This window comes from Aquabacter cavernae (assembly GCF_003993795.1).
In the GTDB taxonomy this organism is placed as follows: Bacteria; Pseudomonadota; Alphaproteobacteria; order Rhizobiales; family Xanthobacteraceae; genus Aquabacter; species Aquabacter cavernae.
Genome location: NZ_RWKV01000015.1, coordinates 35,842 through 61,828 on the forward strand (window position 1 = coordinate 35,842; position 25,987 = coordinate 61,828).

Sequence of the window (25,987 nt, forward strand, 5' to 3'; positions counted from 1 at the left end):
TGTACACAAACAAACTGCGATGCGCCCGCCACGTCCAGGAGCAGTGCCCCAATGGCCTATGTCGTCACCGATGGCTGCATCCGCTGCAAATATATGGACTGCGTCTCCGTCTGCCCCGTGGACTGCTTCTATGCGGGGGAGAACATGCTGGTGATCCACCCGGACGAGTGCATCGATTGCGGCGTCTGCGAGCCCGAATGCCCCGCCGAGGCCATCCTGCCCGACACGGACCCGCGCGCGGCCCAATGGATGGCGCTGAACGCCGACTATGCCGCCCAATGGCCCAACATCACCGAGAAGGGCGAGCCGCCGGAGGATGCGGATGCCTGGCGCGGCAAGCCCGACAAGCTCTCCCTCCTCTCCCCCGTTCCCGCCAATTGATCCCTCCCCCGCATTGCGAGCCGACCCATGAGCAAGATGATGGAAGAGCGCGTGCTGAGCGTGCACCACTGGACCGACCGGCTGTTCAGCTTCACCACCACGCGCGACCCCACCTTCCGCTTCCGCAATGGCGAATTCACCATGATTGGCCTGCAGGTGGACGGGCGCCCGCTGCTGCGCGCCTATTCCGTCGCCAGCCCGAACTATGACGAGACGCTGGAATTCTTCTCCATCAAGGTGCCGGACGGCCCGCTCACCTCCCGCCTCCAGAACATCCAGGTGGGCGACCCCATCATCATCGGCCGCAAGTCCACCGGCACGCTGGTGATCGACAATCTGAAGCCCGGCAAGAACCTCTATCTGCTGGGCACCGGCACGGGCCTCGCGCCCTTCCTGTCCATCATCCGCGATCCGGAAACCTATGAGCGGTTCGAGAAGGTGGTGCTGGTCCATGGCTGCCGCGAGGTGGCGGAGCTGGCCTATGGGGAGATGATCAGCCAGGACCTGCCGGTGCATGAATTCCTGGGCGACGAGATCTCCTCCAAGCTCGTCTATTACCCCACCGTCACCCGCGAGCCGTTCCGCAACCGGGGTCGCATCACGGGCCTGATCGAGAGCGGCAAGCTGTTCGAGGATATCGGCCTGCCGCCATTGGACGTCGTCCACGACCGGGTGATGCTGTGCGGCTCGCCCGAGATGATGGTGCAGCTACGCGCCATGCTGGAAGCGCGCGGCTTCGAGGAAGGCAATCACGGCGAGGCGGGCGACTTCGTGCTGGAAAAGGCGTTCGCCGAGCGCTGAGGAATTTTTCGCGCCGCCGGTTCTCAAGCCCGACGGGCGAGCCTAACCTTCATATGCTTACAAATAAAAGATCGGCACTCGCAGGGTGCCGACAGGTGCTTCCGGAGAACAGACCATGGCCCATGACGCCCCGAGCGGACCTTCCGGCCCCACCAAGCTCGTCATCCTCAATATCGGCCTCATCCTGAGCGGCGACCTGGAGAAGCCCATCCTCGACGGCGACGCCATCGTCGCGGAGAACGGGCGCATCACCGCCATCGGCCGCCTGAAGGACCTGGACACGGAGGGGGCAACCACCACGGTGGACGCCAATGGCGCGGCCGTGACCCCCGGCCTCATCGACAGCCATGTGCATCCCGTGGCCGGAGACTGGACGCCGCGCCAGAGCCAGCTCAACTGGATCGACAGCTTCCTCCATGGCGGCGTCACCACCATGATCTCGGCGGGCGAGGTGCATTATCCCGGCCGCCCGCGCGATGTGGTGGGCGTGAAGGCCCTGGCCATCACCGCCCAGCGCACCTTCTCCGCCTTCCGTCCCGGCGGGGTGAAGATCCATGCGGGCGCCCCCGTCATCGAGCACGAGATGGTGGAGGAAGACTTCAAGGAACTGGCCGCTGCCGGCGTGAAGCTGCTGGGCGAAGTGGGCCTGGGCGGCGTGAAGGACGGCCCCACCGCGCGCAAGATGGTGGGCTGGGCGCGCAAATACGGCATCCAATCCACGATCCATACGGGCGGCCCCTCCATTCCCGGTTCCGGCCTCATCGACAAGGACGTGGTGCTGGAGGCGGACACGGACGTGGTGGGCCATATCAATGGCGGCCACACGGCCCTTCCCGACAGCCAGATCCGCTGCATCTGCGAGGGCTGCAAGCGCGGCCTGGAGCTGGTGCATAACGGCAATGAGCGCTCCGCCCTCTATACCCTGCGCATCGCCCGCGAGATGGGAGACCTGCATCGCGTGATCCTGGGCACCGACGCGCCCGCCGGGTCCGGCGTTCAGCCGCTGGGCATCCTGCGCATGGTGTCGCTGCTCTCCTCCCTGGGCGACCTGCCCGCCGAGCAGGCATTCTGCCTCGCTACCGGCAATACGGCGCGCATGCGGGCGCTGGATTGCGGGATCATCGAGGTGGGCCGCTCTGCGGATTTCGTCATCATGGACACCGCCCAGCACTCGGCGGGCAAGAACCTGCTGGAGAGCATCCAGCTGGGTGACCTGCCCGGCATCGGCATGACCATCATCGACGGGATCGTGCGCACCGAGCGCTCGCGCAACACGCCGCCTGCGACGCGCGTTCCCGTCCTCGTGAAGAGTTGACGAGAAGAAGCCTCTCCCTCTCTCGCCCCCTCCCCACCCCTCCCCCGCAAGCGGGAGAGGGAGCTTGCGGGCGGCGCAACGGAAAAGCCCTCTCCCGCTTGCGGGGGAGGGTTGGGAGGGGGCAGGCCGGCAAAGGGAGAAGAGCGTCCCGAACGACCCACGCGACGTCCGGTCCCCCACGACGCTGGCGGAGCCGGCCGCAAGGCCCGTCAGCATTGCTGCCCTTTAAATCAGCATGCCGCTTCCTTGTGCTTGACACGATGGGCTGCATTCATTTTCATTAGTACACATATGAACTGACGTGCAGGCCCACCCGCCCCGCCGGTTCATTCCAGGAGCCCTGCTCATGCTTGACGACACTGCCCCAGCGCCCAAGGCAGCGGATCAGAAGATCCGGTGCGATGCGTGTCCGGTCATGTGCTACATCAAGCCCGGCATGACCGGCGCCTGCGACCGCTACGCGAATGATGACGGCGAGCTTGTGCGGGTGGACCCCCATGTGGTGCTGGACCGCACCCTCGCCCAGGGCGGCAATGTGGTCCCCTTCAGCCGGGGCAGCGACTGGGACGGCAAGATCCTGAGCGCGCCCGAGACCTTCGTGACCGCCATCGGCGCGGGCACCACCTATCCCGACTACAAGCCCGCCCCCTTCATCGTCTCGTCCCAGGTGGACGGGGTGGACATGGTCACGGTCGTGACCGAGGGCATCTTCAGCTATTGCGGCGTGAAGGTGAAAATCGACACCGACCGCTATCTCGGCCCCGAGCAGGCCACCGTGCGCGCCCAGGGCGAGGCGGTGGGCCATGTGACCACCAGCGAATACGGCTCCCAGATGCTTTCGCTGGGCGGCGTGCACCACCTGACCGGCGGCGGCAAGAAGGAAGGCCGCGTCACCTGCGACGCGCTTCTGGACCTGTGCAACGGGAAGGCGGTGGAACTCACCATCGACGGCGGCGCCACCGTTCTGGTGCAGGCGGGCAAGGCGCCGGTGGTCAACGGCGTCACCGAGGAGCGCATGCGGGTGGGCTGCGGCTCGGCCACCATCGGCATGTTCGCCAAGCAGTGGCTCGGCAAGGCCGACGAAGTGGTGGTGGTGGACGACCACATTACCGGGGTCCTCTCCGAGCACCAGGCGGGCAAGCTGCTGGATATCCCCGACAGCGGCATCAAGATGAAGGGCCGCCGCTCCACGCCCGGCCGCTATTTCCAGGTGGCGGCCCCCGGCACCGGCTGGGGCGGCACCAATATCACCGATCCGCTGGCCATTATCGGCCCGTTCGACCCGAAGGTGGCGAAGCCCGGCCTGCGCCTGTTCTTCATCTCCACCACCGGCGAGCACAGCGCCTATTACGAGCTGGACGAGACCCTGGCGCCGGTGGAGAAGCCACTTCCGGCCGACCTTCAGGCGTCCGCCGAGCGCGTCATGGAGAATTGCGAGCCCGCGCTCTGCACGGTCCTGTTCGTGGCCGGTGCCGGCGGCTCGCTGCGGGCGGGCGTCACCGAGAACCCCGTGCGCCTTACCAAGTCCGTGAAGGACGCGCTCACCTATGTCACCAGCGGCGGCGCGCCGGTCTATGTCTATCCGGGCGGCGGCATCACCTTCATGGTGGATGTGACGCGCCTGCCGGAAAACGCCTTCGGCTATGTGCCGACCCCGGCTTTGGTGGCGCCCATCGAATTCACCCTCCGCCTCTCCGACTATGAGGCGCTGGGCGGTCACATGGCGGAAGTGCGCACCCTCGACACCATCGGTCGGGACGACAGCGTGCGTCCCGTGGCGCCGCACCAGGAAAATCCCTGGCCGCTGACGCCCGAGACCGCCAAGCGCTCCCACGGCTGAGCCCATGCCCGGCGCCCTCCCGACCTCCCCCCTCCCCCGCCACGCGCCGCAGGCCGCGCTGCTGGCGGACGGGCGCCTGCATCTGCAGGACGGTCCCATCGACCTCATCATCGAGGCGAACGGGACGGCGGAGGCGGTGCACGCGGCCTATGCGGCGGCCGCAGAGCGCTTCGCCGGTCTCTTGGACGAATTGTGCGACGAGCTTCCCGCTTTACGCGCACCCGCCGCGCCCGATGCCTCCCCGCTTCGCGGCCCGGTGGCCCGGCGCATGTGGGCGGCGGTGCGGCCCTTCGCGGCGGAGCATTTCATCACGCCCATGGCGGCGGTGGCGGGCGCGGTGGCGCAGGAGATCCTCGCCGCCATGGTGCGTCCCGGCCTTGCCCGCGCCTATGTGAACAATGGCGGCGATATCGCGCTCCATCTGTCGCAGGGCGAAAGCTTCCGCATCGGCCTCGTGGACCGTCCGGACCAGCCGAGCCTGACCGGCACAGCCGTGGTGGACCATGACAGCCCCGCGCGGGGCATCGCCACCAGCGGCTGGCGCGGGCGCAGCTTCTCGCTGGGCATCGCGGACGCGGTCACCATCCTCGCGCCCGACGCCGCCATGGCGGATGCGGCGGCGACCATCGTCGCCAATGCCGTGGATCTGCCCGGCCGCCGCGACATCGTCCGCGTTCCCGCCGAAAGCCTTCAGCCGGACAATGATCTCGGAGCCCGGCGCGTCACCCGCGCCGTGCCGCTTCTGGCGCCGGAAGAGCGGGCGCAGGCCCTCGACACGGGGCTCGCCTGCGCCCACCATCTGGTGCGCCGGGGGCTCATTTGCGCGGCGGCGCTCCATCTCCAGGGAGAAACCGTGGCCATCGGCCCCGGTCTCCTCCAGTCCTTCCCGGCGACCCGGCGCGCCGCCAGTCCCGAAGCGCCGCAACATCGACTGCCGCAACATCAGCAAGGGCGGACCCATGCCTGAGGTCAAGATCAGAAAGCGCGTCATCATCCTGGAGGAGATCCTCCACGAAGGCGGTCCGGTGGCCGCTGTTCCGCGCAAGCGGGGCGCCATCCTCACCGTCATCGAGAACCCCTTTGCCGGGCGCTATGTGGAAGACATTGCCGGCTTCATGGATGACCTGACCCCGCTGGGCGTCGCCATGGCGGGCGACCTGCTCAAGGCGCTGGGCGGCGATGCCGCCGCCATTGACGGCTACGGCAAGGGCGCCATCGTGGGCGCGGCGGGCGAGCAGGAGCATGGTGCGCTCTGGCATGTGCCCGGCGGCTACGCCATGCGCGAGATCCTGGGAGATGCGAAGGCCATCGTACCCTCCACCAAGAAGGTGGGCGGCCCAGGCACCAAGCTGGACGTGCCCATCACCCATGTGAACGCCTCCTATGTGCGCAGTCATTTCGACGCCATGGAAGTGGGCGTACCCGATGGTCCCAAGGCGGACGAGATCGTGCTCGTGCTGGCCATGACGTGCGGCGCGCGCGTCCATGCCCGCGTGGGCGGTCTGGCGGCCGACAAGATCAAGGGTGAGGACGGCCTGCGATGAGCGCGAAGATCCGCAAGATCGTCACGGTCCTCGAAGAGACCTTCACGGAGATGGGGCGCCCCGTCTCCCCGCCCGCCCGCCGTGCGGCGGCGGTGGCGGTCATCGAGAACCCCTTCGCCGGGCGTTATGAGGAGGACCTGTCCGTCCTCATCGCCATGGGCGAGGAACTGGGCGGGCTTCTGGCCGCGCGTGCGGTGGCCGCGCTCGGCATCGAGGGCCCCGCCGCGCAGTCCTACGGGAAGGCGGCGCTGGTGGGCGAGAATGGCGAGCTGGAGCACGCCGCCGCCCTCCTCCACCCCAAGATGGGCACGCCGGTGCGCAAGGTGCTGGGCAAGGGCGCGGCCCTCATCCCCTCCTCCAAGCGGCGGGGCGGGCTCGGAGCCGAGCTGGACATTCCGCTGGGCCACAAGGATGCGGCCTATGTGCGCAGTCATTTCGACGGCATGCAGGTGAGCATTTCTGATGCTCCCCGCGCCAACGAGATCGTGGTCGCCGTGGCGGTCACGGATTCCGGCCGCCCCCTGCCGCGCATCGGCGGGCTGAAGGTGGACGAGATCAAGGGAGAAGACGGTTTGCGTTGAGGCTGCCATTCCGGCAGGTGATTTTGCGGTACGTCGATAACAGAGGGGATGACCGTATGAAAAAGATCATTGGGTCCGCGCTGGCCGCACTGGTGCTGGCCACCGGCGCCGCCAGCGCCCAGCAGGGCGAGATCAAGGTCGGCGAGATCAACAGCTATTCCGCCCTGCCCGCCTTCACCGAGCCCTATCGCAAGGGCATGGAGCTGGCGCTGAAGGAAATCAACGATGCCGGCGGCATCAAGGGCAAGAAGCTCGTCATCATCTCCAAGGATGACGGCGGCAAGCCCGGCGATGCGCTGACCGCCGCCAACGAGCTGGTCTCGCGCGATGGCGTGGTTCTGCTGGCGGGCGGCTTCCTGTCGAATGTGGGCCTCGCGCTGGCCGACTTCGCCAAGCAGAAGAAGGTGCTCTACATCGCCGCCGAGCCGCTGACCGACGCCATCGTCTGGTCGAAGGGCAACGACTACACCTTCCGCCTGCGCACCTCGAACTACATGCAGGCCGCCATGCTGGCCGAGGAGGCCGCGAAGCTTCCCGCCAAGCGCTGGGCCACCATCGCCCCCAATTACGAGTTCGGCCAGTCCTTCGTGGCCGCGTTCAAGGAACTGCTCACCAAGCGCCGTCCCGACGTGGAGTTCGTCGCCGAGCAGTGGCCCCCGCTGGGCAAGATCGACGCCGGCCCGGTGCTCCAGGCCATCGACGCTGCCAAGCCGGACGCCATCCTCAACGCCACCTTCGCGGGCGACCTCGTGAAGCTGGTGCGCGAGGGCAATACGCGCGGCGTGTTCAAGGACCGCGCCGTGGTGAGCTACCTCACCGGCGAGCCTGAATATCTCGACCCGCTGAAGGAAGAGACCCCCGCCGGCTGGATCGTCACGGGCTATCCCTGGTACTCCATCAAGACCGCTGCCCATCAGGCGTTCCTTGATGCCTACCAGCAGCTCCACAAGGACTATCCGCGCCTCGGCTCCATCGTCGGCTATTCCACGGTGAAGAGCATCGCGGCGGTGCTGACCGCCACCGACGACCACAGCACGGACGGTCTCGCCAAGGCCATGAAGGGCCTGAAGGTGGATACCCCCTTCGGCTCCATCGTCTATCGCGCGGCCGACCACCAGAGCACGCTCGGCGCCTATATCGGCACCACGGGCATCCGCGACGGCAAGGGCATCATGGTGGACCCGGTGTTCCGCGAAGGCGCCGCCTACCTGCCCTCCGAGGCGGACGCCGCGAAGCTGCGCCCCGCCAACTGACGCTTCCCGTCTCCGGCGCGGCCCGACCGCGCCGGAGACACCTAAGACCCAAAAAAATCCTTCCAGAAAAAATCTTCCCGGACCATCCAACGAGAGGTCGAGCTGTGGAATTCATCCTGGTCCAGACCCTGAGCGGACTTGCCAGCGCCGCGTCGTTGTTCCTGGTCGCGTCGGGTCTCTCCATCATTTTCGGCGTGACGCGGATCGTGAATTTCGCGCACGGCGCCTTCTACATGCTGGGGGCCTATATGGCCTTCACGCTCACCGACCGCTGGACCGGCGCCTTCGGCTTCTGGGGCGCGATTATCGCCGCCTCCCTCGTTGTGGCGGTGCTGGGTGCGCTGATGGAAATGGTGCTGCTGCGGCGCATCTATCAGGCCCCTGAACTCTTCCAGCTGCTCGCCACCTTCGGCGTGACGCTCATGGTGCAGGACATCGTGGTGCTGATCTGGGGGCCGGAAGACCTCATGGGTCCGCGCGCGCCCGGCTTCACCGGCGCCGTCACCGTGTTCGGGCGCATGGTGCCCTCCTACGACTTCCTGCTCATCGCCCTCGGCCCCGTGGTGCTGGGCCTCCTGTGGCTGCTGTTCCACTACACGCGCTGGGGCGTGCTGGTGCGGGCGGCGACGCAGGACCGCGACATGGTGGCGGCGCTGGGCGTGAACCAGAAATGGCTGTTCACCAGCGTCTTCGCGCTCGGCGTGTTCCTCGCGGCACTGGGCGGTGCACTGCAGATCCCGCGCACCACGGTGAGCCATTCCATGGACCTCGCCATCATCGTCGAGGTGTTCGTGGTGGTGGTGATCGGGGGCCTCGGCAGCGTGCTCGGGGCATTCGTGGCGGCCATCATCGTGTCGGAGCTGAACGCCTTCGGCATCCTCATCTTCCCCAAGATCTCGCTGATCCTCGTCTTCCTCGTCATGGCGGTGGTTCTGGTGATCCGGCCCTGGGGCCTGTTCGGCAAGCCGGAAAGCGCACCGCGCCCGGCGGCGGGCCTCTCCATCCGGCCCTGGCGCCCCTTCACCCCGGCGGAGCGCATCGCGGTGGCGGTGGGCGTGTTCGGGGCCGCGGTGCTGCCCTTCTTCCTGGGCAATTACGCCCTCACCGTGGGCGCGGAAATCCTGGTCTTCGTGCTGTTCGCCGCGAGCCTGCATTTCCTCATGACCGTGGGCGGGCTCGCCTCCTTCGGCCATGCCGCCTATTTCGGCCTCGGCGCCTATGGCGCGGCCTTCCTGGTGAAGTTCACCGGGGCGCCCATGGAGGCCGCCCTGCTGGTGGGGCCGCTCATGGGGCTCGCAGGCGCCGTGGTGTTCGGCTGGTTCTGCGTGCGGCTCTCGGGCGTCTATTTCGCCATGCTGACGCTCGCCTTCGCGCAGATCGCCTGGTCCATCGCCTTCCAATGGGTGGATGTGACCGGCGGCGACAACGGCATGCTGGGCATCTGGCCCTCCACCTGGGCCTCCTCGCCGCGCGGCTTCTTCTGGCTGGCGCTGGGCATCGCGGTGGTGGGCGTGGGCATCCTGCGCGTGCTGGTCTTCTCGCCCTTCGGCTACGGCCTGCGGGCATCGCGGGACAGCGCGCTGCGCTCGGAGGCCATCGGCATCGACCGACGCTCCATGCAATGGGTGGCCTTCATCGTGGCCGGCACTTTCGCCGGCATTTCCGGCGCCACCTTCGCCTTCCTGAAAGGCTCGGTCTTCCCCGATTTCCTTGGCATTCCCACCTCGGTGGACGGCCTCGTCATGGTGCTGCTGGGCGGCATCGAGACGGTGTCCGGCGCGGTGGTGGGCGCGGTGGTCTACAAGGCGCTCGCCATCTGGCTCATGAGCCAGACGGACCTTTCCAAACTGGTGCTGGGCGCCATCATCGTGCTGCTGGTGGTCGCCTTCCCGAAGGGCATTGTCGGCTTCCTCGAAGACCTGCGCTACCGCCTGCGCCCGCCACGCGCCAATGGCGCCGGGCCGAAAACTGCCGGATACGGCATCGCCAAGGTGGAGGCCGCGGAATGACTGCCCTGCTCGACGTCCGGAACCTCGCCAAGTCCTATGGCGGCGTGCATGCGGTGCGCGGCGTGTCCTTCTCCCTGGAGGCCGGGCAGATCCTCGCGCTGATCGGCCCCAACGGCGCCGGCAAGAGCACCTGCTTCAACATGCTGAACGGGCAGATCCGGCCCAATGCCGGCTCCATCACGCTCGCCGGGCAGGACATTACCGGCCTGGCCCCGCGCGTCGTCTGGCGCAAGGGCGTGGGCCGCACCTTCCAGATCACCGCCACCTTCGCCTCCATGACGGTGCGCGAGAATGTGCAGGTGGCGCTGCTCTCCCATCACGGCAAGCTCTGGGCGGCCTTCCGCTATGCGGGCGCGGCCTATCTGAAGGAGGCGGAGGCCCTGCTCGCTCTGGTGGGCATGGAGGCCCAGGCGGCGCGGCCCTGCGGGGAACTGGCCTATGGCGACCTGAAGCGCCTGGAACTCGCCATCGCGCTCGCCAACGACCCCAAGCTGCTGCTCATGGACGAGCCCACGGCGGGCATGGCGCCCAAGGAGCGCGTGGACCTCATGCGCCTCACTGCCGGTATCGCGCGGGAGAAGGGCATCGGCGTGCTCTTCACCGAGCACGACATGGACGTGGTGTTCGAGCATGCGGACAGCGTGATGGTGCTGAACCGGGGCGAGCTGATCGCCACCGGCAGCCCCGAGGCGGTGCGCCGCGACCCGCAGGTGCGCGCCATCTATCTGGGCGACGGCCTGCTCTATGACGCCAAGCACCGCGAAGGGGATGCGGCATGAAGCTCGAAGTCAGCAGCCTCAACAGCCATTACGGGCCGGCCCATATCCTGTTCGACGTGGGCTTCGAGATCGGCGCGGGCGAAGTGGTCGCCCTGCTTGGGCGCAACGGCGCGGGCAAGAGCACCACGTTCCGCTCGGTGGTGGGCCTCGTCTCCCAGCGCAGCGGCCAGATCCGCTTCGACGGCACCGACATCTCCCGCCTGCCCACCTATGACATCGTGCGCCGGGGCCTGGGCTATGTGCCCGAGGACCGGCGCATCTTCACCGAGCTGACGGTGGAGGAGAATTTCACCGTGGGCCGCCAGCCCCCCCGCGAGGGCGTCGCCACCTGGACGCCGGAGCGCATCTACGACCTGTTCCCCAATCTGGGCGAGATGCGCCGCCGGCCCGGCGGGCAGATGAGCGGCGGCGAGCAGCAGATGCTCACCATCGGCCGCACCCTCATGGGCAACCCGTCTTTGGTCCTGCTGGACGAGCCCTCCGAGGGCCTCGCCCCCAAGATCGTGGAGCAGATGGCCGACGCCATCCTCACCATGAAGCGGGAAGGTCTCAGCGTGGTGATCTCCGAGCAGAACCTGCATTTTGCCAAGCTGATTTCCGACCGCGCCTATATTATCGAAAAGGGACGCATGCGGTTTTCCGGTACCATGGCCGAGCTTGAGGCCAATCCGGAGGTGCGCGACGCCTATCTGGCGGTGTAAGGCGGACGGCAGGCCATGGCAGGGGGAGAAGACCGGGTGAGCACGAAGCCGAAGACCGCCGCGAAGCGCCCGCGCAAGACCGGCCCGGGCTATGTCCTCGACACCCAGGTGGGCTTCCTGCTGCGCCAGGTGAACCAGCGGCACACCGCATTGTTCAGCGCCGGCATCGGCGAGGAACTGACCCCCACCCAATGGGCGGCCCTGGCGAAGCTCCATGAGAAAGGCCCCTGCTCGCAGAACCTGCTGGGACGGCACACCGCCATGGATGCCGCCACCATCAAGGGCGTGGTGGACCGCATGGTGAAGCGCGGGCTCGTGGAGACGCGCCCCGACCCCGAGGACGGGCGGCGCCTCGTGGCGGCCCTGACGGCGCAGGGCAGCGCCCTTGCCGAGCGGCTCGGCCCCGCCGCGCTCGCCATTTCCCAGGAGACGCTCGCCCCCCTGGATGCGGACGAACAGGCGCTGTTCGTCTCCCTGCTGGAGCGCCTCCGGTAGGACCGGCGGCGCGGGCGCCTCGTCCAAATCATCTCGACATCGGGACCGCGCGCGGTCAAATGGCGGCTCGAAACGGAGGTCCGCCATGTCCGAGATTCTCGCTTCCATCCTCACCGGCCTGCGCATCAATTTCGTGCATCCCGAGGGCCTGCCCAGCGCCCTGATCATCGACCTCTCCACGGATGAGGGCGAACAGCGCTTCGTCCTGCCCTGCGATCCCACCCTGTCCAGCACGGATGTGGAGAGCATCGGCGACGAACTGATGGCCGCTATCGACAAACTCATCGCCCCCTCCGACGCCTCCGAAGCGAGCGACTGAGGGGCAAGGGCGCAGGGCGCATCGGTCCTCTCCGGCTCAGCAACGCGCAAGGCGGCACAAAAGCCGCGCTCGCGCGTTCCTGACGTGACCACAGCCGTGAGAGGACCATGACCTACCGCGCCATGCCCGACACCCGTCCCCCGCACGCCCACGCCGCGCGGTTCGCGCGCCCGTCCGGTAAGGGGATCGGCCTCAGTCTCCTCGCCGCCGGGCTCGCCCTGTCGTTCGCAGCGCCCGGCCTTGCCGCCGTTCCTGGCGCTGCCGCAGACCCGGGCATCACCGCACGGCCAAGCCTGGCCCAGGCGACGCCAGCCCCCCAGACCGCCCCCGCGCCTCAAACCGCCCCGGCTCCCAAGGCCCCACCGGCACCTCAAGGCGTGCCCGTTCCCCCCGCCGCGGCGCCGCCCGAGCGCGCGAAGGCGGAGCCTCAGGCCAAGGCGTCGCAGCAGGCCGAAGCGGACGGCGAGGAGGAGATGAAGCTGGTGAAGGCCTGCAAGGCGCGCGCGCTCACCCTCCTGAAGGAGCGCTCGCCCTCGGTGGAGGACATCTTCATCGACATGGACGGGCTGACGGTGGCCAAGGCCAATCTGGCCGTGGAGGACACCAAGGTGGAAGCCGTGATCATGGGCGAGGCCTATATCCAGCGCGACCGCTCGGACAAGGTGCACCGCTTCCTGTGCCTCGCCGGTGAGGACGGCAAGGTGCTCATGACCTTCTTCACGGAGCGCTAAAGCGTTCCGGGTGAAAGGCGGGCGCGGGCAGAGGGCCCGCGCCGGTCATGCGGTCCGTCCTCACTGGCGAGCGATGCAGCCCACCTTGCCGGACAGGGTCATCTTCCCGGCCGGAAGCGCCACCTCGGCCGCCTGGGTCAAAGACGGCTCCAGCCCGTTTTCCTTCATGGACTTGAAGTCCGGGCAATTGGCGGCGGTGGCGGGGCCGGTCACCGCCTGGAAGCGCACCAGGGTGGGCTTAACATCCACCGGCTGGCCATCGTCATAGTCCTGCGTCAGCAGGAATTTCTTCGCCTGCACGTCATAGAGGCCGAGGGTGCGGTCCGGCCCCGTGCCCTGGTCCAGGACCAGCACGTTGCCGCCGAGGCTCAGCACGTAATTGGGATCGTCGGGATCGCCGATGCGATAATCGCCGGTCTTGCGGTCGAACGCGCATTTGCGCGGCTTGCCGTCGAGCTTCTGCACCAGGATGTCCATGCCAACGGCGTCGGCGCGATCGCGATAGACCACCTGATATTGCGCGCTCGCCACGCATTTGGGCGGCGGAGGTGCCGCCAGGGCCGCCTGGGCGCCCAGGCTCATCACTCCCCCGAGGATCGCCACTCCCACCCGCCATTCCACACCGCCGCGCATCCGCATTCCGCCGTCTCTTTTCAAAAAGTGAGAGTGCGGGCGGATCATGCCCTGCCGGGATCGCTTTTGGCCAGAGCGGCGGGCAGCCAAAGCGTGGCTCCCGCAGAACCGTCCTCATGGGCCTCCAGCACCAGCACGCCGTTGCTGGCGGCGGCGAACCGCTCCACGCGGCGCAGGCAGGCTTCCGCCCCCCGGCGCGGTAGGTCCTCGGCGGCGCTGAGCACGCGGAAAACCAGCACCACATAGTCGCCCGGCTCCACAAGGCCTGGGCCGGGCGGTTGAACCGACCGTTGCTCCCCGCGCACCGCGAGGCGCGCGCCTTCCGGCGCCTGCTCCAGCAGACCCATGGCAAGATCGAACAGCGCCAGATCGAACGGCGCCGGATCCGCGAATGCCTCCAGCGCTTCCAGCGGCCGGTCAACGTCCAGCTCCATGGGCGGCCAGGACGATCCCATCAGGAGCTGGCGCAGCGCGCGCAACGAGGCGGCGGCATTCACGATGCGCCCGTCCGGCCGCTCGCCCCACCCCCCCGCCAGAAGGCGCTGGGCGGCGGAGACACCGAATGCCGCCCCCTCGATGACCTCCCGTGCATCCACCCCGGCCGGCGGCGGCTCGGCCAGGGTGCGGCGGGCAAGGCCGAGGCTGGACCGCACGGCATCCAGCAGCGCATTCATGCCATGCGACAGCCCGGAGCCGGCCTCCTCGCCCGCCCCCGGCGCACGCTCGCCGGCCGCCTGCGGCAGGAGCGGCGCGGCGGGCCCGAACAGGACCAAGGCCCCCCCGCCCGCCAGAAGGCCGCTCATGCAGGCCATGACGAAGCCGTAGCCGGCCAGGCGCCGATACCAGTCGGCGGTCATGTCCGATTCGCGCACCGCATAGACGAAGGTCAGCGGCACCTGGGGCAAGGTGCGGAAGGCGGTGATGTCGGAGCGGGCATCGATGACGCCGCGCCCCACCAGCAGGCCGGTATTCTGGCTGCCGGTCTGGCTGAGCAGGTCCGGGGACGCGGAGATGGGCTCGGCCCCGCGCGTGTCGGGCGAGCGGAAGATCACCGTTCCGTCCCGGCGCAGCAGCACGGCGGTTGAGCCGCCCTCCTCCGCCAGGAAGGTGCTGCGATAAAGGGAGTGGAAATATTCCGGGAAGACCGTGACGGCCACCAGCCCCCGGAACACCCCGTCGCGCACCACAGGGCGGCTCGCCGTGAAGGCGACGGAGCGCGCGAACTCGCCCCGAAACGGCACCGAGAGGAACAAGCCCTCATGCCCGGCCTTGGCGGCCTGGAAATATTCGCGGTGCTGCACGTCATAGGGCGGCATGGGGAAGGCGCGGCTGGAGGCCGCGATGGTGCCGACCTCATCCACCAGGAACACCGATTCCACCGGCGGCAGGCGGCGCAGGGTGTTCTGGAGCAATTGGTGGAAATTCCCGTCGCCCCGCGCCTCGCCCACGGCGCGCGCGTCCAGCGCCTGGTCCACCTGGAGCAGGGCCACCTCGATGGCGCTGAACACCGCGTCCGCGTGTTCCGCCAGCGAATAGGCGGAGCGGAGCGCGGTCTGGCGGGCGTCGTGCACCTCGTCCAGATAGTCCAGATAGGCGACGACGCCGAAGACGAGCAGGGGAAGGGCCGCGAGACAGCCGACCACCGCGGCGCGGGACCGCAGCCCCCACGCCCGGAACGCATTCCGCCATCGGCTGGCGACGACGCTCATACCGCTTCCACCCCCACGAGGGCTTGACGATAAGCCACTCCCGGCGTCGCGGCCAGATGTGTCCCACCGGATGGCGGCGAACAGTTTTCGCGACCCCATCGGAACCGGCGGCCGATGGGTGCGTTGCCCCGGTTTGAACCGAACGAGGCAAAGGCTGACGACATGACGCAGCACAAGACGGCGCCGCGCGGCTTCGCCGCCATGTCCCCGGAAAAGCGCAAGGCCATCGCGCGATTGGGAGGCCAGAGCATTCCCCCGGAGAAACGCAGTTTCTCGCAGAGCCGGGAACTGGCCGCCGAAGCAGGCGCACGCGGGGGCAAGAGCGTCGCCGATGAGAAGCGCAGCTTCTCGGTGGACCGCACCCTCGCCTCCCGGGCCGGACGCAAGGGCGGACGCAAACGGATGACCGAAGCGGCGGAATAAGCCCCGAATACCCCCAAGGACAGTGCGGCGCCGGTCACGGACCGGCGCCGATGCCCGTGGCCGCCCGCCTCCCACCGGAGACGGGCGGCCTTTTCGTCAGAACTTGTAGTTGATGCCCAGCTTCACCACGGAGAGCTGGGTATCGGCGCTGATGGACCCGAGCGTCGGCGCAATGGTGTAGCTGCTGCCTTCCAGATCGATGTACTGGTACTCGATCTTGGCGGTCCAATTGTTGGTGATGGCGTATTCGACGCCCGCGCCGATGGTCCAGCCCCAATTGGTGGACGAGGTGTCCACGCCATAGATGTTGCCGTAATCCGTGGTGCCCCAGGCCACACCGCCCGTAATGTAGGGCAGGAAGCGGTCCATGGCGTAGCCGAGGCGGGCACGGATGGTGCCGAAGGCGTTCAGGCTACCGTCGGTGAGGCCGGCGGCGAACGGTCCATAGGGCACGACGGAGACGCTGGACGTGCCGAGATCGGCCCATTGCACATCCGCCTCGATGCCCAGCACCACATTGTTCACGAACTGCCAGTTGTAGCCCACCTGCAGACCGCCGGCGAAGCCGTTGGCATCGCCCACGCTGAGGCTGGTGGCCGGAATGCCGAAGGCGGGCGAGACGTTGAGGTCATTATTGAGCCAGGCCCAGCCGACGTTGCCGCCGATATAGAAGCCGGTCCAGGAAAACACGGGAACGGCCACCACGAGGGGCGCCTTGGTGGGATAGGTCCGCGCGAGGTCGGCGGCAGAGGCGGGAAGGATCGCGGCGGGCAGGACGACCGCGCACAGCGCGGCGCCGGACAGAAGGACTCTCTTCGTGGAGCGGTTCATGGGGGCGTCTCCTTTATGCACCATCGGCTCCACAACTGCGGACCGCAGAAAATCGCCTCAGCCCTCAGGGGTGATTCGCGCGATATCTCGCAGGATCGACAAAAATGTCACAAATACGCAGTCCCCGGCCGCCACCGCCCCTCCCGGCAAGCCAGGATGATTCGCCCGGGCGCGCGATGGAGCCGTCGTCGCTTCCCCATACGCGGCACGAATCGTACCCGCGGGTTCGCGGACCACGGCGTATCGGCTGAAAAGAATCAGGAGGGCGCATCGGAGCGCTATGCCGGATGCGAATCGTTCCCTGACGTGGCGGCACTGGTGCCGGCAGATGCAGGGAAAGGTTTGCCCGGGCTATTTCCGGGGCGGGAGCCCGGAGGGCTCTGTCCGCATCAGTATCGGACGAGATTGGGAATTAGAAATTTGGTGGAGCCAGGCGGAATCGAACCGCCGACCTCTTGAATGCCATTCAAGCGCTCTCCCAACTGAGCTATGGCCCCACCGGGCCGCGGGTGGGAACTTCTTGCGAAGCTCCTCGGGAAGTGTCCCGCGGCGGGTTGCCCGAAGGAAGTTCCTTCAGGCGAGGGCGGCCTTAAAGCACAGGCCGCGGAGATGATCAAGCCTCTTCGTCGTCCTCGAGGCCCTCTCCGATCAAATCGGAGACGTCATCCCCATCGTCTTCGTCTTCTTCGAGGAACGTATCGTCGTCGGCGGTGTCGCCGAGATCCTCGTCCACATCGATATCCTCGTCGCCGGCCGCCGGCTTGGTGCCAGCGGCTTCCTCGTCGGCCTCCTCCAGGGAGATGACCTCGACGTCGGCAACCTCCTCCTCCGCCTCTTCGGCGACGGGGGCAGCCCGGGTCTCCGCCCTGCCGCCACGGACGGCCGGTTCGAAGAAGGACCGGGGATACGATTCGCCCGTATAGGGCGACACGACCGGATCCTTGTTCAGGTCGTAGAATTTGCGGCCCGTCACCGGACAGACCCGCTTGGTGCCGAGTTCAGGCTTCGCCACTGCAAGACCCTTCGGTGGGTTCAAAGAGGGGTGCTCATTGACGAATGCCCATGGCGCTGTCAAGGCAGAATCAGCGGTTGAGCCTTGGTGAGCCCCTTGCCGGCATGGTAGAGGCACCGCCAACCACGAACGATCGCCCAATAAAGGCCGCTCATGTCCAGCCCCTCCCTTCCCGGCGCCCACGGCACCGGCACGCCTCACCCTGCCAAGGCCCTGCCCTCCTCCGGCCTCTCCGGACGGGTCCGCGTGCCCGGCGACAAGTCGGTGTCCCACCGGGCGCTGATCCTGGGGGCGCTGTCCCACGGGGAAACCCGCATCAGCGGCCTGCTGGAAGGCGAGGATGTCCTGAACACCGCCAAGGCCTGCGCGGCGCTCGGCGCCACCGTGGAGCGGCTGGGTGAGGGCGAATGGCGCGTGGAAGGGGTCGGCGTCGGCGGCTTCCGCGAGCCGGAAGCGGCGCTGGATTTTGGCAATTCCGGCACCGGCGTGCGCCTCATGATGGGCGCGGTGGCGGGCAATCCCATCGCCGCCACGTTCGACGGCGATGCCAGCCTGCGCAAGCGCCCCATGCGCCGGGTGCTGGACCCGCTGGCCGCCATGGGCGTCGCGCAGTTGTCCTCGGCCGAGGGCGGGCGCCTGCCGCTGCGCCTCCAGGGCCTCGCGGACCTCTCGGCCTTCACCTATGAGACGCCGGTTCCCTCCGCCCAGGTGAAATCCGCCGTGCTGCTGGCGGGCCTTGCCGCGGCGGGCGAGACCGTGGTGCGCGAGCGCGAGGCGACCCGCGACCATACCGAGCGCATGCTCACCCATTTCGGCGCCGATGTGCGCGTGGAGCCGTTCGGCCCCCATGGCCGGACCATCACGCTGAAGGGGCGCCCCAACCTCACCGGCGCGCCCGTGGTGGTGCCGTCCGATCCCTCCTCGGCGGCCTTCCCCCTGGTGGCGGCCATCCTGGTGCCGGGCTCCGACATCGTCATCACCGACATGATGATGAACCCGCTGCGCATCGGCCTCGTGACCACTCTGCGGGAGATGGGCGCCGACATCGCGATTCTCGCCGAGCGCACCGAGGGTGGCGAGGCGGTGGCCGACATCCGCGTGCGCCATTCCGCGCTCAAGGGCGTGGAGGTTCCCGCCGAGCGGGCCCCGGCCATGATCGATGAATATCCCATCCTCGCCGTCGCGGCCGCGTTCGCCGAAGGGCCTACCGTCATGCGCGGGCTGGCCGAGCTGCGCGTGAAGGAGAGCGACCGCCTCACGGCGGTGGCGGACGGGCTTGCCGCCTGCGGCATCGCCCACACCGTGGAGGGCGACGACCTGATCGTGGCCGGCGGCGGCGTGGTGCAGGGCGGCGGCCCCGTGGCCACCCATATGGACCACCGCATCGCCATGGCCTTCCTGATCCTGGGGCTGGCCTCGCGGGAGGGCGTGTCCATCGATGACACCACCTTCATCGCCACCTCCTTCCCCACCTTCATGCCCATGATGCGCGGCCTCGGCGCGCGGATCGACTGAGGACGGCCATGCCTCTCGTGATCGCCATCGACGGCCCCGCCGCCTCGGGTAAGGGCACGCTCGCGCGGCGCATCGCGCAGACGCTGGCCCTACCCCATCTGGACACCGGCCTGCTCTATCGCGCCGTCGGGGTCCGCTGCCTTGAGGACGGCCTGCTGGACGACGAGGCGGCGAGCATCGCCGCCGCCCGCATGCTGGACCTCGCCACCCTCGACCCGGAGGCCCTGCGCGGCGCCGAAGCGGGCGCTGCCGCCTCCGTGGTGGCGGCGCGGCCCGGGGTGCGCGCGGCCCTGTTCGATCTCCAGCGCGCCTTCGCGGCGCGCGATGGCGGCGCCGTGCTGGACGGGCGGGACATCGGCACGGTCATCTGCCCGGACGCACCGGTGAAGCTGTTCGTGACGGCGGCCCCCGAAGTGCGCGCGCAGCGCCGGTTCAAGGAATTGGCCGCTCGTGGCTCCGACCAGACGCTCGAAACCGTGCTCGCGGATATCCGCGAGCGGGATGCCCGCGATTCCGGCCGCGCCTCCGCGCCGCTGGTGAAGGCGGAGGACGCCGTGCTGCTGGACACCTCCAAGCTCGACATCGAGGAGGCGTTCGCGGCGGCCATGTGGGTTGTCCGTGTCAAAACCGGTGGAGGCTGACCTACCCCGCCACGGATATGTGGACACGCCCCACCGGGTCTGGTAAGAGGGCGCTCCTTTCACGGAAGGTGGCTTATGGTGCGTATGCACACCGCCTGATCGTGAGCGTTTCTATTCAAGTGCGAAGTGCGATCGGCGCAACAGCTCGAAGAGGCAACACGTGCAAGTTCTCGTCCGCGACAACAATGTTGATCAGGCTCTCAAGGCGCTCAAGAAGAAGATGCAGCGTGAGGGGATCTTCCGCGAGATGAAGCTGCGTGGCCACTACGAGAAGCCGTCCGAGAAGCGCGCACGCGAGGAGGCCGAGGCCGTCCGTCGCGCGCGCAAGCTTGCTCGCAAGCGCGCCCAGCGCGAGGGTCTGCTGCCCTCCAAGCCGCGCAGCCGCTGAGCCTCCATTTTCGTCGAATACTTCGCTTGAGTGATCAGCCCGCGTGACCTCGGTCGCGCGGGTTTCGACGTATGGGCGCATGCGTGCGCCGCGAGTCGCGCCTGCCAGTGCCGGGCCCGGAATCGCCCTTCCGCCATGGCTGTGCCACGCCCCTGCCTTCAACCGATTACATGAAATCGTAAGCGGTTTCCTGTAGACGGATCTCTCGCACCGCGCCGCGCCCCGTGTGAGACTCGCAGCCGGAAATCGGCTTGCAGGTTCGCCTTGCAGGTGGCGCCCGGTTCGCAACGGAGGCAAGGCATGGTCGCACGGGTCATTTCGGTCGAGCCCTTCGATATCGTCGTGTTCGGGGCCACCGGCGACCTCGCCAAGCGCAAGCTCATTCCCGCTTTGTATGAGCGCGCCCTGGCCGGGCAGATGCCCGCCGAGTCCCGCGTCATCGGCGCCTCGCGTCGCGCCATGACCCTGGAGGAGTTCCGCGCCTTCGCCCGCGAGGCGGTGATGGAAAGCACCAGCCATCCGGACCCGGACGTGCTCGCCCGTTTCCTCTCCCAGATCTCCTACGTGATGGTGGACGCCGCCTCCGACGAGGGCTGGGACGATCTGTGCCAGCGCCTCGCCCAGGCGCCCGAGCGCGTGCGGGTCTTCTATCTGGCGGTGGGGCCGGACCTGTTCGACGACATCTGCGCCCGCATCGGCGCCCACGGTCTCGTCACGGGCAAGACCCGCGTGGTGGTGGAAAAGCCGGTGGGCAAGAATCTCGCCTCCGCCCGCGCGGTGAATGCGGCGGTGGGCAAGGTCTTCCCCGAGGAATCGGTGTTCCGCATCGATCATTATCTCGGCAAGGAGACCGTGCAGAACCTCATGGCGCTGCGCTTCGCCAACGCTTTGCTGGAGCCGGTGTGGAACCAGGCCCATGTGGACCATGTGCAGATCACGGTCGCCGAGAGCCTCGGCGTCGCCGGCCGCGCGGGCTATTATGACACGGCCGGTGCGCTGCGCGACATGGTGCAGAATCACATGCTCCAGCTCCTGTGCCTCGTCGCCATGGAGCCGCCCGTCACCATGGACGCGGACGCGGTGCGCGACGAGAAACTGAAGGTGCTCAAAGCCCTGGAGCCCATCAACGAGGCCAATGCCGAGTATCTCACCGTGCGCGGCCAGTATCGCGCGGGCGCCTCCGCCGGCGGCGCGGTGCCGGGTTATCAGGAAGAATTGGGCGCGGCGGACCCCAGCGAGACCGAGACCTTCGTCGCCATCAAGGCGGAGATCGGCAATTGGCGCTGGGCGGGCGTGCCCTTCTATCTGCGCACCGGCAAGCGCCTCGCCAGCCGCGTGTCGGAAATCGTGGTGGCGTTCAAGCCCATCCCCCATTCCGTGTTCGACGACAGCGCCGGGCAGATCCGCGCCAACCGCCTCGTCATCCGCCTGCAGCCGGACGAGGGCGTGAAGCTCTGGCTCATGATCAAGGATCCCGGCCCCGGCGGCATGCGCCTCCAGCATGTGCCCCTGGACATGAGCTTCGCGGAGGCGTTCGGGGTGCGCAATGTGGACGCCTATGAGCGGCTGATCATGGATGTGGTGCGCGGCAACCAGACCCTGTTCATGCGCCGCGACGAGGTGGAAGCCGCCTGGCGCTGGGTCGATCCGATCCTGGACGCATGGCGCAATTCGCGCGAGGCGCCCAAGCCCTATACGGCGGGCACCTGGGGCCCCTCCGCCTCCATCGCCCTCATCGAGCGGGACGGGCGCACCTGGATGGATGACGCATGAGCGCCGCTATCGCCCTCACCGCCTTCCCCGACCGCGAGGCGCTGGCCCGTTCGCTGGCCGCCCATGTGGGCGAGGCGCTGCGCGCGCGCTATGCGTGGGACGGGGCGGCAAGCCTTGCCGTGTCCGGCGGGCGCACCCCGGCCCGATTCTTCGAGCTGCTCTCCGGCGCGCCCTTGGACTGGCCACGCATCAGCGTGACCCTGGTGGACGAGCGCTGGGTGCCGGAAACCTCCGAGCGCTCCAATGCCGCCTTGGTGCGGCGCCATCTCCTCACCGGCCCGGCGGCGAGCGCCGCCTTCGTGCCGCTCTATACCGGCACCGAGACGCCGGAGGCGGGACTGGCGGCGGTCGAGGCGGCGGCGGCCCGCCTGCCCTTGCCCTTCGCCGCACTGGTGCTGGGCATGGGCGATGACGGCCATACGGCCTCCTTCTTTCCCCATGGCGAGGGCCTGTCCGGCGCTGTGGACCCCGCCACCCTTGCCCGCCTTGCCGTGGTGCGGGCGGAAGCGGCGGGCGAACCGCGCATCACCTTCACCCTCCCTCCGCTTCTGGCGGCGGACCGCCTGTTCCTGCACATCGAAGGCGAGGGCAAGCGGCGCGTGCTGGAGGCTGCCCTGGAAGACGGCCCCCTCGCGGACATGCCCATTCGCGCGGTGCTGCGGAACCTCGACCGGCCCCTGGACGTCTTCTGGTGTCCTTAGTTTCGATCCGACCCGATTGATTCACCCCCGCCGATAACAGAGTCTTGCAACCCGTGATGGAGCCAGCGCCGCCCGGCGCGTGCCTCCCGGACTGACCGCGCTCTCAAGGAGACGCACGCCATGACCGACCGCTCCCGCCTGCCCGACCTCTGGCGCGCTCTGTCCACCGCCCGCGCCGCGCAGGCGGACACGCGCATCGCGGCGCTGTTCGCTGAAGATGGCCGGTTCACCCGCTTCTCGGCCGCCTGTGGCGACCTGCTCATGGATTTCTCCAAGACCGCCCTCACGCAGGAGACGCTGGCGCTGCTGCTGGATCTTGCGCGCGCGGCGGGCGTGGACGCGCGCCGCGATGCCATGTTCACGGGTGAGCGCATCAACGGCACGGAGAACCGGGCCGTGCTCCATGTGGCACTGCGCGACGGCGCCGAAACCCCGCTCGTCGTGGACGGCGCGGATGTGAAGGGCGGCGTGCGCGAGACGCTGGAACGGCTCGCCGCCTTCGCGGAAGGCGTGCGCTCGGGCGCCATTGCCGGCCAGGACGGCGCCCGCTTCACGGACGTGGTGAATATCGGCATCGGCGGCTCGGACCTCGGCCCGGTCATGGCGACGCTGGCGCTCGCGCCCTATCATGACGGGCCGCGCTGCCATTTCGTCTCCAACGTGGACGGCGCCCATATCGCCGACACGCTGAAGAGCCTCGATCCCGCCGCCACCCTCTTCATCGTGGCCTCCAAGACCTTCACCACCGTGGAGACCATGACCAATGCCCGCACTGCCCGCGCCTGGATCGCGCAGGCGCTGGGGGAGGAGGCGGTTGGCGCGCATTTCTGTGCCGTCTCCACTGCGCTGGACCATGTGCGCGCCTTCGGCATCGCCGCCGCGCGCACTTTCGGCTTCTGGGATTGGGTGGGCGGGCGCTATTCGCTCTGGTCCGCCATCGGCCTTCCCATCCAGATCGCGGTGGGGCCGGAGCGGTTCGGCGAGATGCTGGCGGGCGCCGCCGCCATGGACGCCCATTTTCGCGTGGCTCCGCTGGACGGAAACCTGCCGGTTCTGCTGGCGCTGGTGGGGGTGTGGCACCGCAATGTGTGCGACTATCCGAGCCGCGCGGTCATTCCCTATGACCAGCGCCTCGCGCGCCTGCCCGCCTATCTCCAGCAGTTGGACATGGAGAGCAACGGCAAGAGCGTGACCCTGGAGGGCACGCCGCCCCTGACCGCCACCGGCCCGCTGGTGTGGGGCGAGCCCGGCACCAATGCCCAGCACGCCTTCTTCCAACTCCTCCACCAGGGCACGGACATCATCCCGGTGGAATTCCTCATCGCGGCGGAAGGCCATGAGCCGGAGCTTGCCCACCACCATGCCCTGCTGAAGGCCAATTGCCTGGCCCAGTCGGAAGCGCTCATGCGCGGGCGCTCGCTGGCGCAGGCGAGCGCCCAGCTCGCCGCCAAGGGCCTGCCGCCGGACCAGGTGGCGACGCTCGCGCCCCACAAGGTGTTTCCCGGCAACCGCCCGTCCGTCACCCTCGCCTATCCCCGGCTCACCCCCTTCATGCTGGGGCAGGTCATCGCCCTTTATGAGCATCGCGTGTTCGTGGAGGCGGCCATCTGGGGCATCAATGCCTTCGACCAATGGGGCGTGGAGCTGGGCAAGGAAATGGCCACGGACCTGCTTCCCGCGGTCCAGGGCGGCCCCGCGCCGGAGGGCACGTCCGGCTCCACTTTGGGACTTATCTCGCACCTGCGAAGCTGAAAACCACGCTCGACCTCAGCGGTTGCAAGAGAACGATCTTGCGATTTCAAGGCGTTATGTCTGAGCGCCCGGAGCGGGCCGGCAGCATTGCTGCTATGCAGCAATGCATGGGGCGGTTGATTATTATGTATACCACACACCGAATGAATTAGGTCAGTATGCGTTCCGAAGTTGGACGCGGGTGCCCCCGCCCGCCACGGAGCCCATCATGACCTCTCCCCTTCTCGACCTGTCCGCCCTCGCTGTCGCCGGCATCGCGCTCACCGGCGCCATCCTGAGCTTCTCCCTTCCGCGCGCCCATATGGCGCCCGCCGGCGAGCCCGGCATGGGCATCGCCATGGCGCTGGAAGCCGAGGCGGCCATGCGCACCGCCTCCACCCGATTCGGCAGCGAGAAGGGCAAGGAAAAGGCCGACCCGGCCTGGGCCTCCTTCCCCCGCGCCTTCTGAGCGGCGCCATCCAGTTCCCGGAACGCATCGAGCCCTCCCGGTCACCCGGGAGGGCTCGCGCGTTTCAAGACTGCGGAAAGTGCTCGCTCAGCGGGCGACCTGCGCGGCGGTGGACGCGGCCTCCTCCTCCACCCGCGCTTCCGCGACGAAGCGGGCGCGCATGGGCTTCAGGACGAACAGCGCCATGAGCGCCGCGATGGCGTTGACGGCGGCGGTCACCAGGAAGACCAGATCCCAGTTTCCGTATTGCGCCACGACGATGCTCGCCACCGGCACAACCAGGGAGGCGGTGCCCTTCGCCGTATAGAGAAGGCCCGCATTGGTGGTGGCGTAGGTGGAGCCGAACGTGTCGCCGCACGTCGCCGGGAACAGCGAGTAGATCTCGCCCCAGGCGAAGAAGACGAGACCCGTCAGCATCACGAACAGGACCGGGTTGGTGCCGAAATGACTGAGCGCCAGCACGCCCACCGCCTCCAGGGCGAAGGCGATGAACATGGTGTTCTCGCGGCCGATATTGTCCGAGACCCAGCCGAAGAAGGGCCGGCACACGCCGTTCAGCACCCGATCGATGGAGAGCGCGAAGGTGAGGGCCGGCATGGTGAGGCCCAGCATGGAGACCGGCACGCCCGCGATCTTGAAATCCTTGGCGATGGAGCCGAGCTGGGCGGTGGCCATGAGCCCGCCGCCGGCCACCAGCACGAACATCACATACATGACCCAGAAGACCGGGGACTTCAGCATGGCCATGGGCGCGTAGTCGCGGCGCGACTGCTTCACCGCCCGGCTGGCGGAACCGGGCAGTTGGCCGGGCTTCGGCGCCTGGAGGAAGAAGGCCAGCAGCAGCACCACGCCGCCCTGGAGCAGGCCGAAGAACAGGAAGGTGGCCTGATAGCCCGACCGCTCGATCATGGCCGCCACGGGCACGATGGTGAAGGCCGATCCCGCGCCGAAGCCGGCGGCGGTGAGCCCGGCGGCAAGGCCGCGCCGGTCCGGGAACCATTTCAGCGCCGCGCCCACGCAGGTGCCGTAGACCGCGCCCGCGCCGGTGCCGCCGATGGCGGCGGCCACATAGAGCATGGCCAGCGAGTCGGCGACGGAATTCAGCGCCCATGACGCCGCGCACAGCAGGCCGCCGATGAAGACCACGATCCGCGGACCGAACTTGTCCACGAACCAGCCCTCGATGGGCACCAGCCAGGTTTCCGTGAGCACGAAGATGGTGAAGGCCACCTGGATGGCGGCGCGGCCCCACTGGTGCTTCTCGTTCATGGGCTCCACGAACAGCGTCCAGCCATATTGCATGTTGGCGATCATCGACATGCACACGATGCCGATGACAAGCTGGAACCAGCGGCCGCCCATGGGTCCGGCCTTGGTCGATTGAAGCTGAGACATTTCCTACCCTTCCTCTG

General features: G+C 68.2%; 27 protein-coding genes and 1 tRNA gene. 22 read left to right on the forward strand and 6 right to left on the reverse strand.

The window, feature by feature from the left end; all coding sequences use genetic code 11:
* Positions 1-51: 51 nt before the first annotated feature.
* The 14 genes from fdxA to EJJ38_RS13655 all read left to right on the forward strand — a co-directional run bounded on the left by fdxA (position 52) and on the right by EJJ38_RS13655 (position 12,749).
* Positions 52-381 (forward strand): ferredoxin FdxA, encoded by a 330-nt coding sequence (gene fdxA, locus EJJ38_RS13590; RefSeq protein ID WP_127090679.1) that lies wholly within the window; start codon positions 52-54, stop codon positions 379-381.
* A 27-nt stretch (positions 382-408) separates the two neighbouring features.
* Positions 409-1,182, forward strand: a complete 774-nt coding sequence (locus tag EJJ38_RS13595) for a ferredoxin--NADP reductase (RefSeq protein WP_127090680.1) — start codon at positions 409-411, stop codon at positions 1,180-1,182.
* A 115-nt stretch (positions 1,183-1,297) separates the two neighbouring features.
* The gene (locus EJJ38_RS13600; protein WP_127090681.1) at positions 1,298-2,497 is read left to right on the forward strand and encodes an amidohydrolase family protein; all 1,200 of its coding nucleotides are present in this window, start codon (positions 1,298-1,300) and stop codon (positions 2,495-2,497) included.
* A gap of 346 nt (positions 2,498-2,843) precedes the next feature.
* The gene (locus EJJ38_RS13605; protein WP_127090682.1) at positions 2,844-4,337 is read left to right on the forward strand and encodes a 6-hydroxynicotinate reductase; all 1,494 of its coding nucleotides are present in this window, start codon (positions 2,844-2,846) and stop codon (positions 4,335-4,337) included.
* Positions 4,338-4,341: 4 nt separating this feature from the next.
* Positions 4,342-5,304 carry a UPF0280 family protein gene (locus tag EJJ38_RS13610; RefSeq protein ID WP_127090683.1) on the forward strand — a complete coding sequence of 321 codons (963 nt, stop codon included), beginning with the start codon at positions 4,342-4,344 and terminating at the stop codon, positions 5,302-5,304.
* Positions 5,297-5,881, forward strand: a complete 585-nt coding sequence (locus EJJ38_RS13615) for an amino acid synthesis family protein (RefSeq protein ID WP_127090684.1) — start codon at positions 5,297-5,299, stop codon at positions 5,879-5,881. The genes EJJ38_RS13610 and EJJ38_RS13615 overlap by 8 nt, the downstream gene beginning before the upstream one ends.
* Positions 5,878-6,462: an amino acid synthesis family protein gene (locus EJJ38_RS13620; RefSeq protein WP_127090685.1), complete on the forward strand. Its 585-nt coding sequence runs from the start codon at positions 5,878-5,880 to the stop codon at positions 6,460-6,462. Before EJJ38_RS13615 ends, EJJ38_RS13620 begins: the two co-directional genes overlap by 4 nt.
* Positions 6,463-6,518: 56 nt before the next feature.
* A complete protein-coding gene (locus EJJ38_RS13625) occupies positions 6,519-7,715 on the forward strand; it encodes an ABC transporter substrate-binding protein (RefSeq protein WP_127090686.1) in 1,197 nt (398 codons plus the stop codon).
* A gap of 104 nt (positions 7,716-7,819) precedes the next feature.
* On the forward strand, positions 7,820-9,724 hold the full coding sequence (locus EJJ38_RS13630) for an ABC transporter permease (protein ID WP_127090687.1): 1,905 nt from the start codon (positions 7,820-7,822) through the stop codon (positions 9,722-9,724).
* The gene (locus EJJ38_RS13635; RefSeq protein WP_127090688.1) at positions 9,721-10,503 is read left to right on the forward strand and encodes an ABC transporter ATP-binding protein; all 783 of its coding nucleotides are present in this window, start codon (positions 9,721-9,723) and stop codon (positions 10,501-10,503) included. The genes EJJ38_RS13630 and EJJ38_RS13635 overlap by 4 nt, the downstream gene beginning before the upstream one ends.
* The gene (locus tag EJJ38_RS13640) at positions 10,500-11,204 is read left to right on the forward strand and encodes an ABC transporter ATP-binding protein (RefSeq protein WP_127090689.1); all 705 of its coding nucleotides are present in this window, start codon (positions 10,500-10,502) and stop codon (positions 11,202-11,204) included. Before EJJ38_RS13635 ends, EJJ38_RS13640 begins: the two co-directional genes overlap by 4 nt.
* Before the next feature lie 15 nt (positions 11,205-11,219).
* On the forward strand, positions 11,220-11,699 hold the full coding sequence (locus EJJ38_RS13645) for a MarR family winged helix-turn-helix transcriptional regulator (RefSeq protein WP_127090690.1): 480 nt from the start codon (positions 11,220-11,222) through the stop codon (positions 11,697-11,699).
* An 85-nt stretch (positions 11,700-11,784) separates the two neighbouring features.
* Complete coding sequence (locus tag EJJ38_RS13650; RefSeq protein ID WP_127090691.1) at positions 11,785-12,018, forward strand: hypothetical protein; 234 nt, start codon at positions 11,785-11,787, stop codon at positions 12,016-12,018.
* A 107-nt stretch (positions 12,019-12,125) separates the two neighbouring features.
* Positions 12,126-12,749 (forward strand): hypothetical protein, encoded by a 624-nt coding sequence (locus EJJ38_RS13655; protein WP_245454244.1) that lies wholly within the window; start codon positions 12,126-12,128, stop codon positions 12,747-12,749.
* Positions 12,750-12,809: 60 nt separating this feature from the next.
* On the opposite strand, the gene EJJ38_RS13660 is transcribed toward EJJ38_RS13655, so the two are convergent.
* On the reverse strand, positions 12,810-13,388 hold the full coding sequence (locus tag EJJ38_RS13660; RefSeq protein WP_164738508.1) for a hypothetical protein: 579 nt from the start codon (positions 13,386-13,388) through the stop codon (positions 12,810-12,812).
* Between the two features lie 38 nt (positions 13,389-13,426).
* Complete coding sequence (locus EJJ38_RS13665) at positions 13,427-15,091, reverse strand: cache domain-containing protein (protein ID WP_164738509.1); 1,665 nt, start codon at positions 15,089-15,091, stop codon at positions 13,427-13,429.
* A gap of 162 nt (positions 15,092-15,253) precedes the next feature.
* Here EJJ38_RS13665 and EJJ38_RS13670 point away from each other — a divergent pair, with 162 nt between their 5' ends.
* Positions 15,254-15,514 carry a con-10 family general stress protein gene (locus EJJ38_RS13670; protein WP_127091067.1) on the forward strand — a complete coding sequence of 87 codons (261 nt, stop codon included), beginning with the start codon at positions 15,254-15,256 and terminating at the stop codon, positions 15,512-15,514.
* A gap of 96 nt (positions 15,515-15,610) precedes the next feature.
* On the opposite strand, the gene EJJ38_RS13675 is transcribed toward EJJ38_RS13670, so the two are convergent.
* The 3 genes from EJJ38_RS13675 to EJJ38_RS13685 all read right to left on the reverse strand — a co-directional run bounded on the left by EJJ38_RS13675 (position 15,611) and on the right by EJJ38_RS13685 (position 17,357).
* A complete protein-coding gene (locus EJJ38_RS13675; RefSeq protein WP_127090694.1) occupies positions 15,611-16,345 on the reverse strand; it encodes an outer membrane protein in 735 nt (244 codons plus the stop codon).
* 421 nt (positions 16,346-16,766) lie between these two features.
* Positions 16,767-16,842, reverse strand: a tRNA-Ala gene (locus tag EJJ38_RS13680).
* Between the two features lie 116 nt (positions 16,843-16,958).
* Complete coding sequence (locus EJJ38_RS13685; RefSeq protein WP_127090695.1) at positions 16,959-17,357, reverse strand: TIGR02300 family protein; 399 nt, start codon at positions 17,355-17,357, stop codon at positions 16,959-16,961.
* Positions 17,358-17,510: 153 nt separating this feature from the next.
* Between EJJ38_RS13685 and aroA the strand changes: the two genes are divergently transcribed.
* The 7 genes from aroA to EJJ38_RS13720 all read left to right on the forward strand — a co-directional run bounded on the left by aroA (position 17,511) and on the right by EJJ38_RS13720 (position 24,575).
* Positions 17,511-18,872 (forward strand): 3-phosphoshikimate 1-carboxyvinyltransferase, encoded by a 1,362-nt coding sequence (gene aroA, locus EJJ38_RS13690; protein WP_127090696.1) that lies wholly within the window; start codon positions 17,511-17,513, stop codon positions 18,870-18,872.
* Between the two features lie 8 nt (positions 18,873-18,880).
* Positions 18,881-19,513 carry a (d)CMP kinase gene (cmk, locus tag EJJ38_RS13695; protein WP_127090697.1) on the forward strand — a complete coding sequence of 211 codons (633 nt, stop codon included), beginning with the start codon at positions 18,881-18,883 and terminating at the stop codon, positions 19,511-19,513.
* 160 nt (positions 19,514-19,673) lie between these two features.
* Positions 19,674-19,901 carry a 30S ribosomal protein S21 gene (rpsU, locus tag EJJ38_RS13700; protein WP_127090698.1) on the forward strand — a complete coding sequence of 76 codons (228 nt, stop codon included), beginning with the start codon at positions 19,674-19,676 and terminating at the stop codon, positions 19,899-19,901.
* 300 nt (positions 19,902-20,201) lie between these two features.
* Entirely contained in the window at positions 20,202-21,674 is a 1,473-nt protein-coding gene (gene zwf, locus EJJ38_RS13705; protein WP_127090699.1) for a glucose-6-phosphate dehydrogenase, read from the forward strand.
* Positions 21,671-22,375 carry a 6-phosphogluconolactonase gene (gene pgl / locus EJJ38_RS13710; RefSeq protein ID WP_127090700.1) on the forward strand — a complete coding sequence of 235 codons (705 nt, stop codon included), beginning with the start codon at positions 21,671-21,673 and terminating at the stop codon, positions 22,373-22,375. The genes zwf and pgl overlap by 4 nt, the downstream gene beginning before the upstream one ends.
* Before the next feature lie 120 nt (positions 22,376-22,495).
* Positions 22,496-24,127 carry a glucose-6-phosphate isomerase gene (gene pgi / locus EJJ38_RS13715; protein ID WP_127090701.1) on the forward strand — a complete coding sequence of 544 codons (1,632 nt, stop codon included), beginning with the start codon at positions 22,496-22,498 and terminating at the stop codon, positions 24,125-24,127.
* A 208-nt stretch (positions 24,128-24,335) separates the two neighbouring features.
* On the forward strand, positions 24,336-24,575 hold the full coding sequence (locus EJJ38_RS13720; protein ID WP_127090702.1) for a hypothetical protein: 240 nt from the start codon (positions 24,336-24,338) through the stop codon (positions 24,573-24,575).
* Between the two features lie 87 nt (positions 24,576-24,662).
* Here the strand turns inward: EJJ38_RS13720 and oxlT are convergent, their stop codons facing one another.
* Positions 24,663-25,970, reverse strand: coding sequence for an oxalate/formate MFS antiporter (gene oxlT, locus EJJ38_RS13725; protein WP_127090703.1), 1,308 nt, complete (start codon positions 25,968-25,970; stop codon positions 24,663-24,665).
* Between the last annotated feature and the right edge of the window lie 17 nt (positions 25,971-25,987).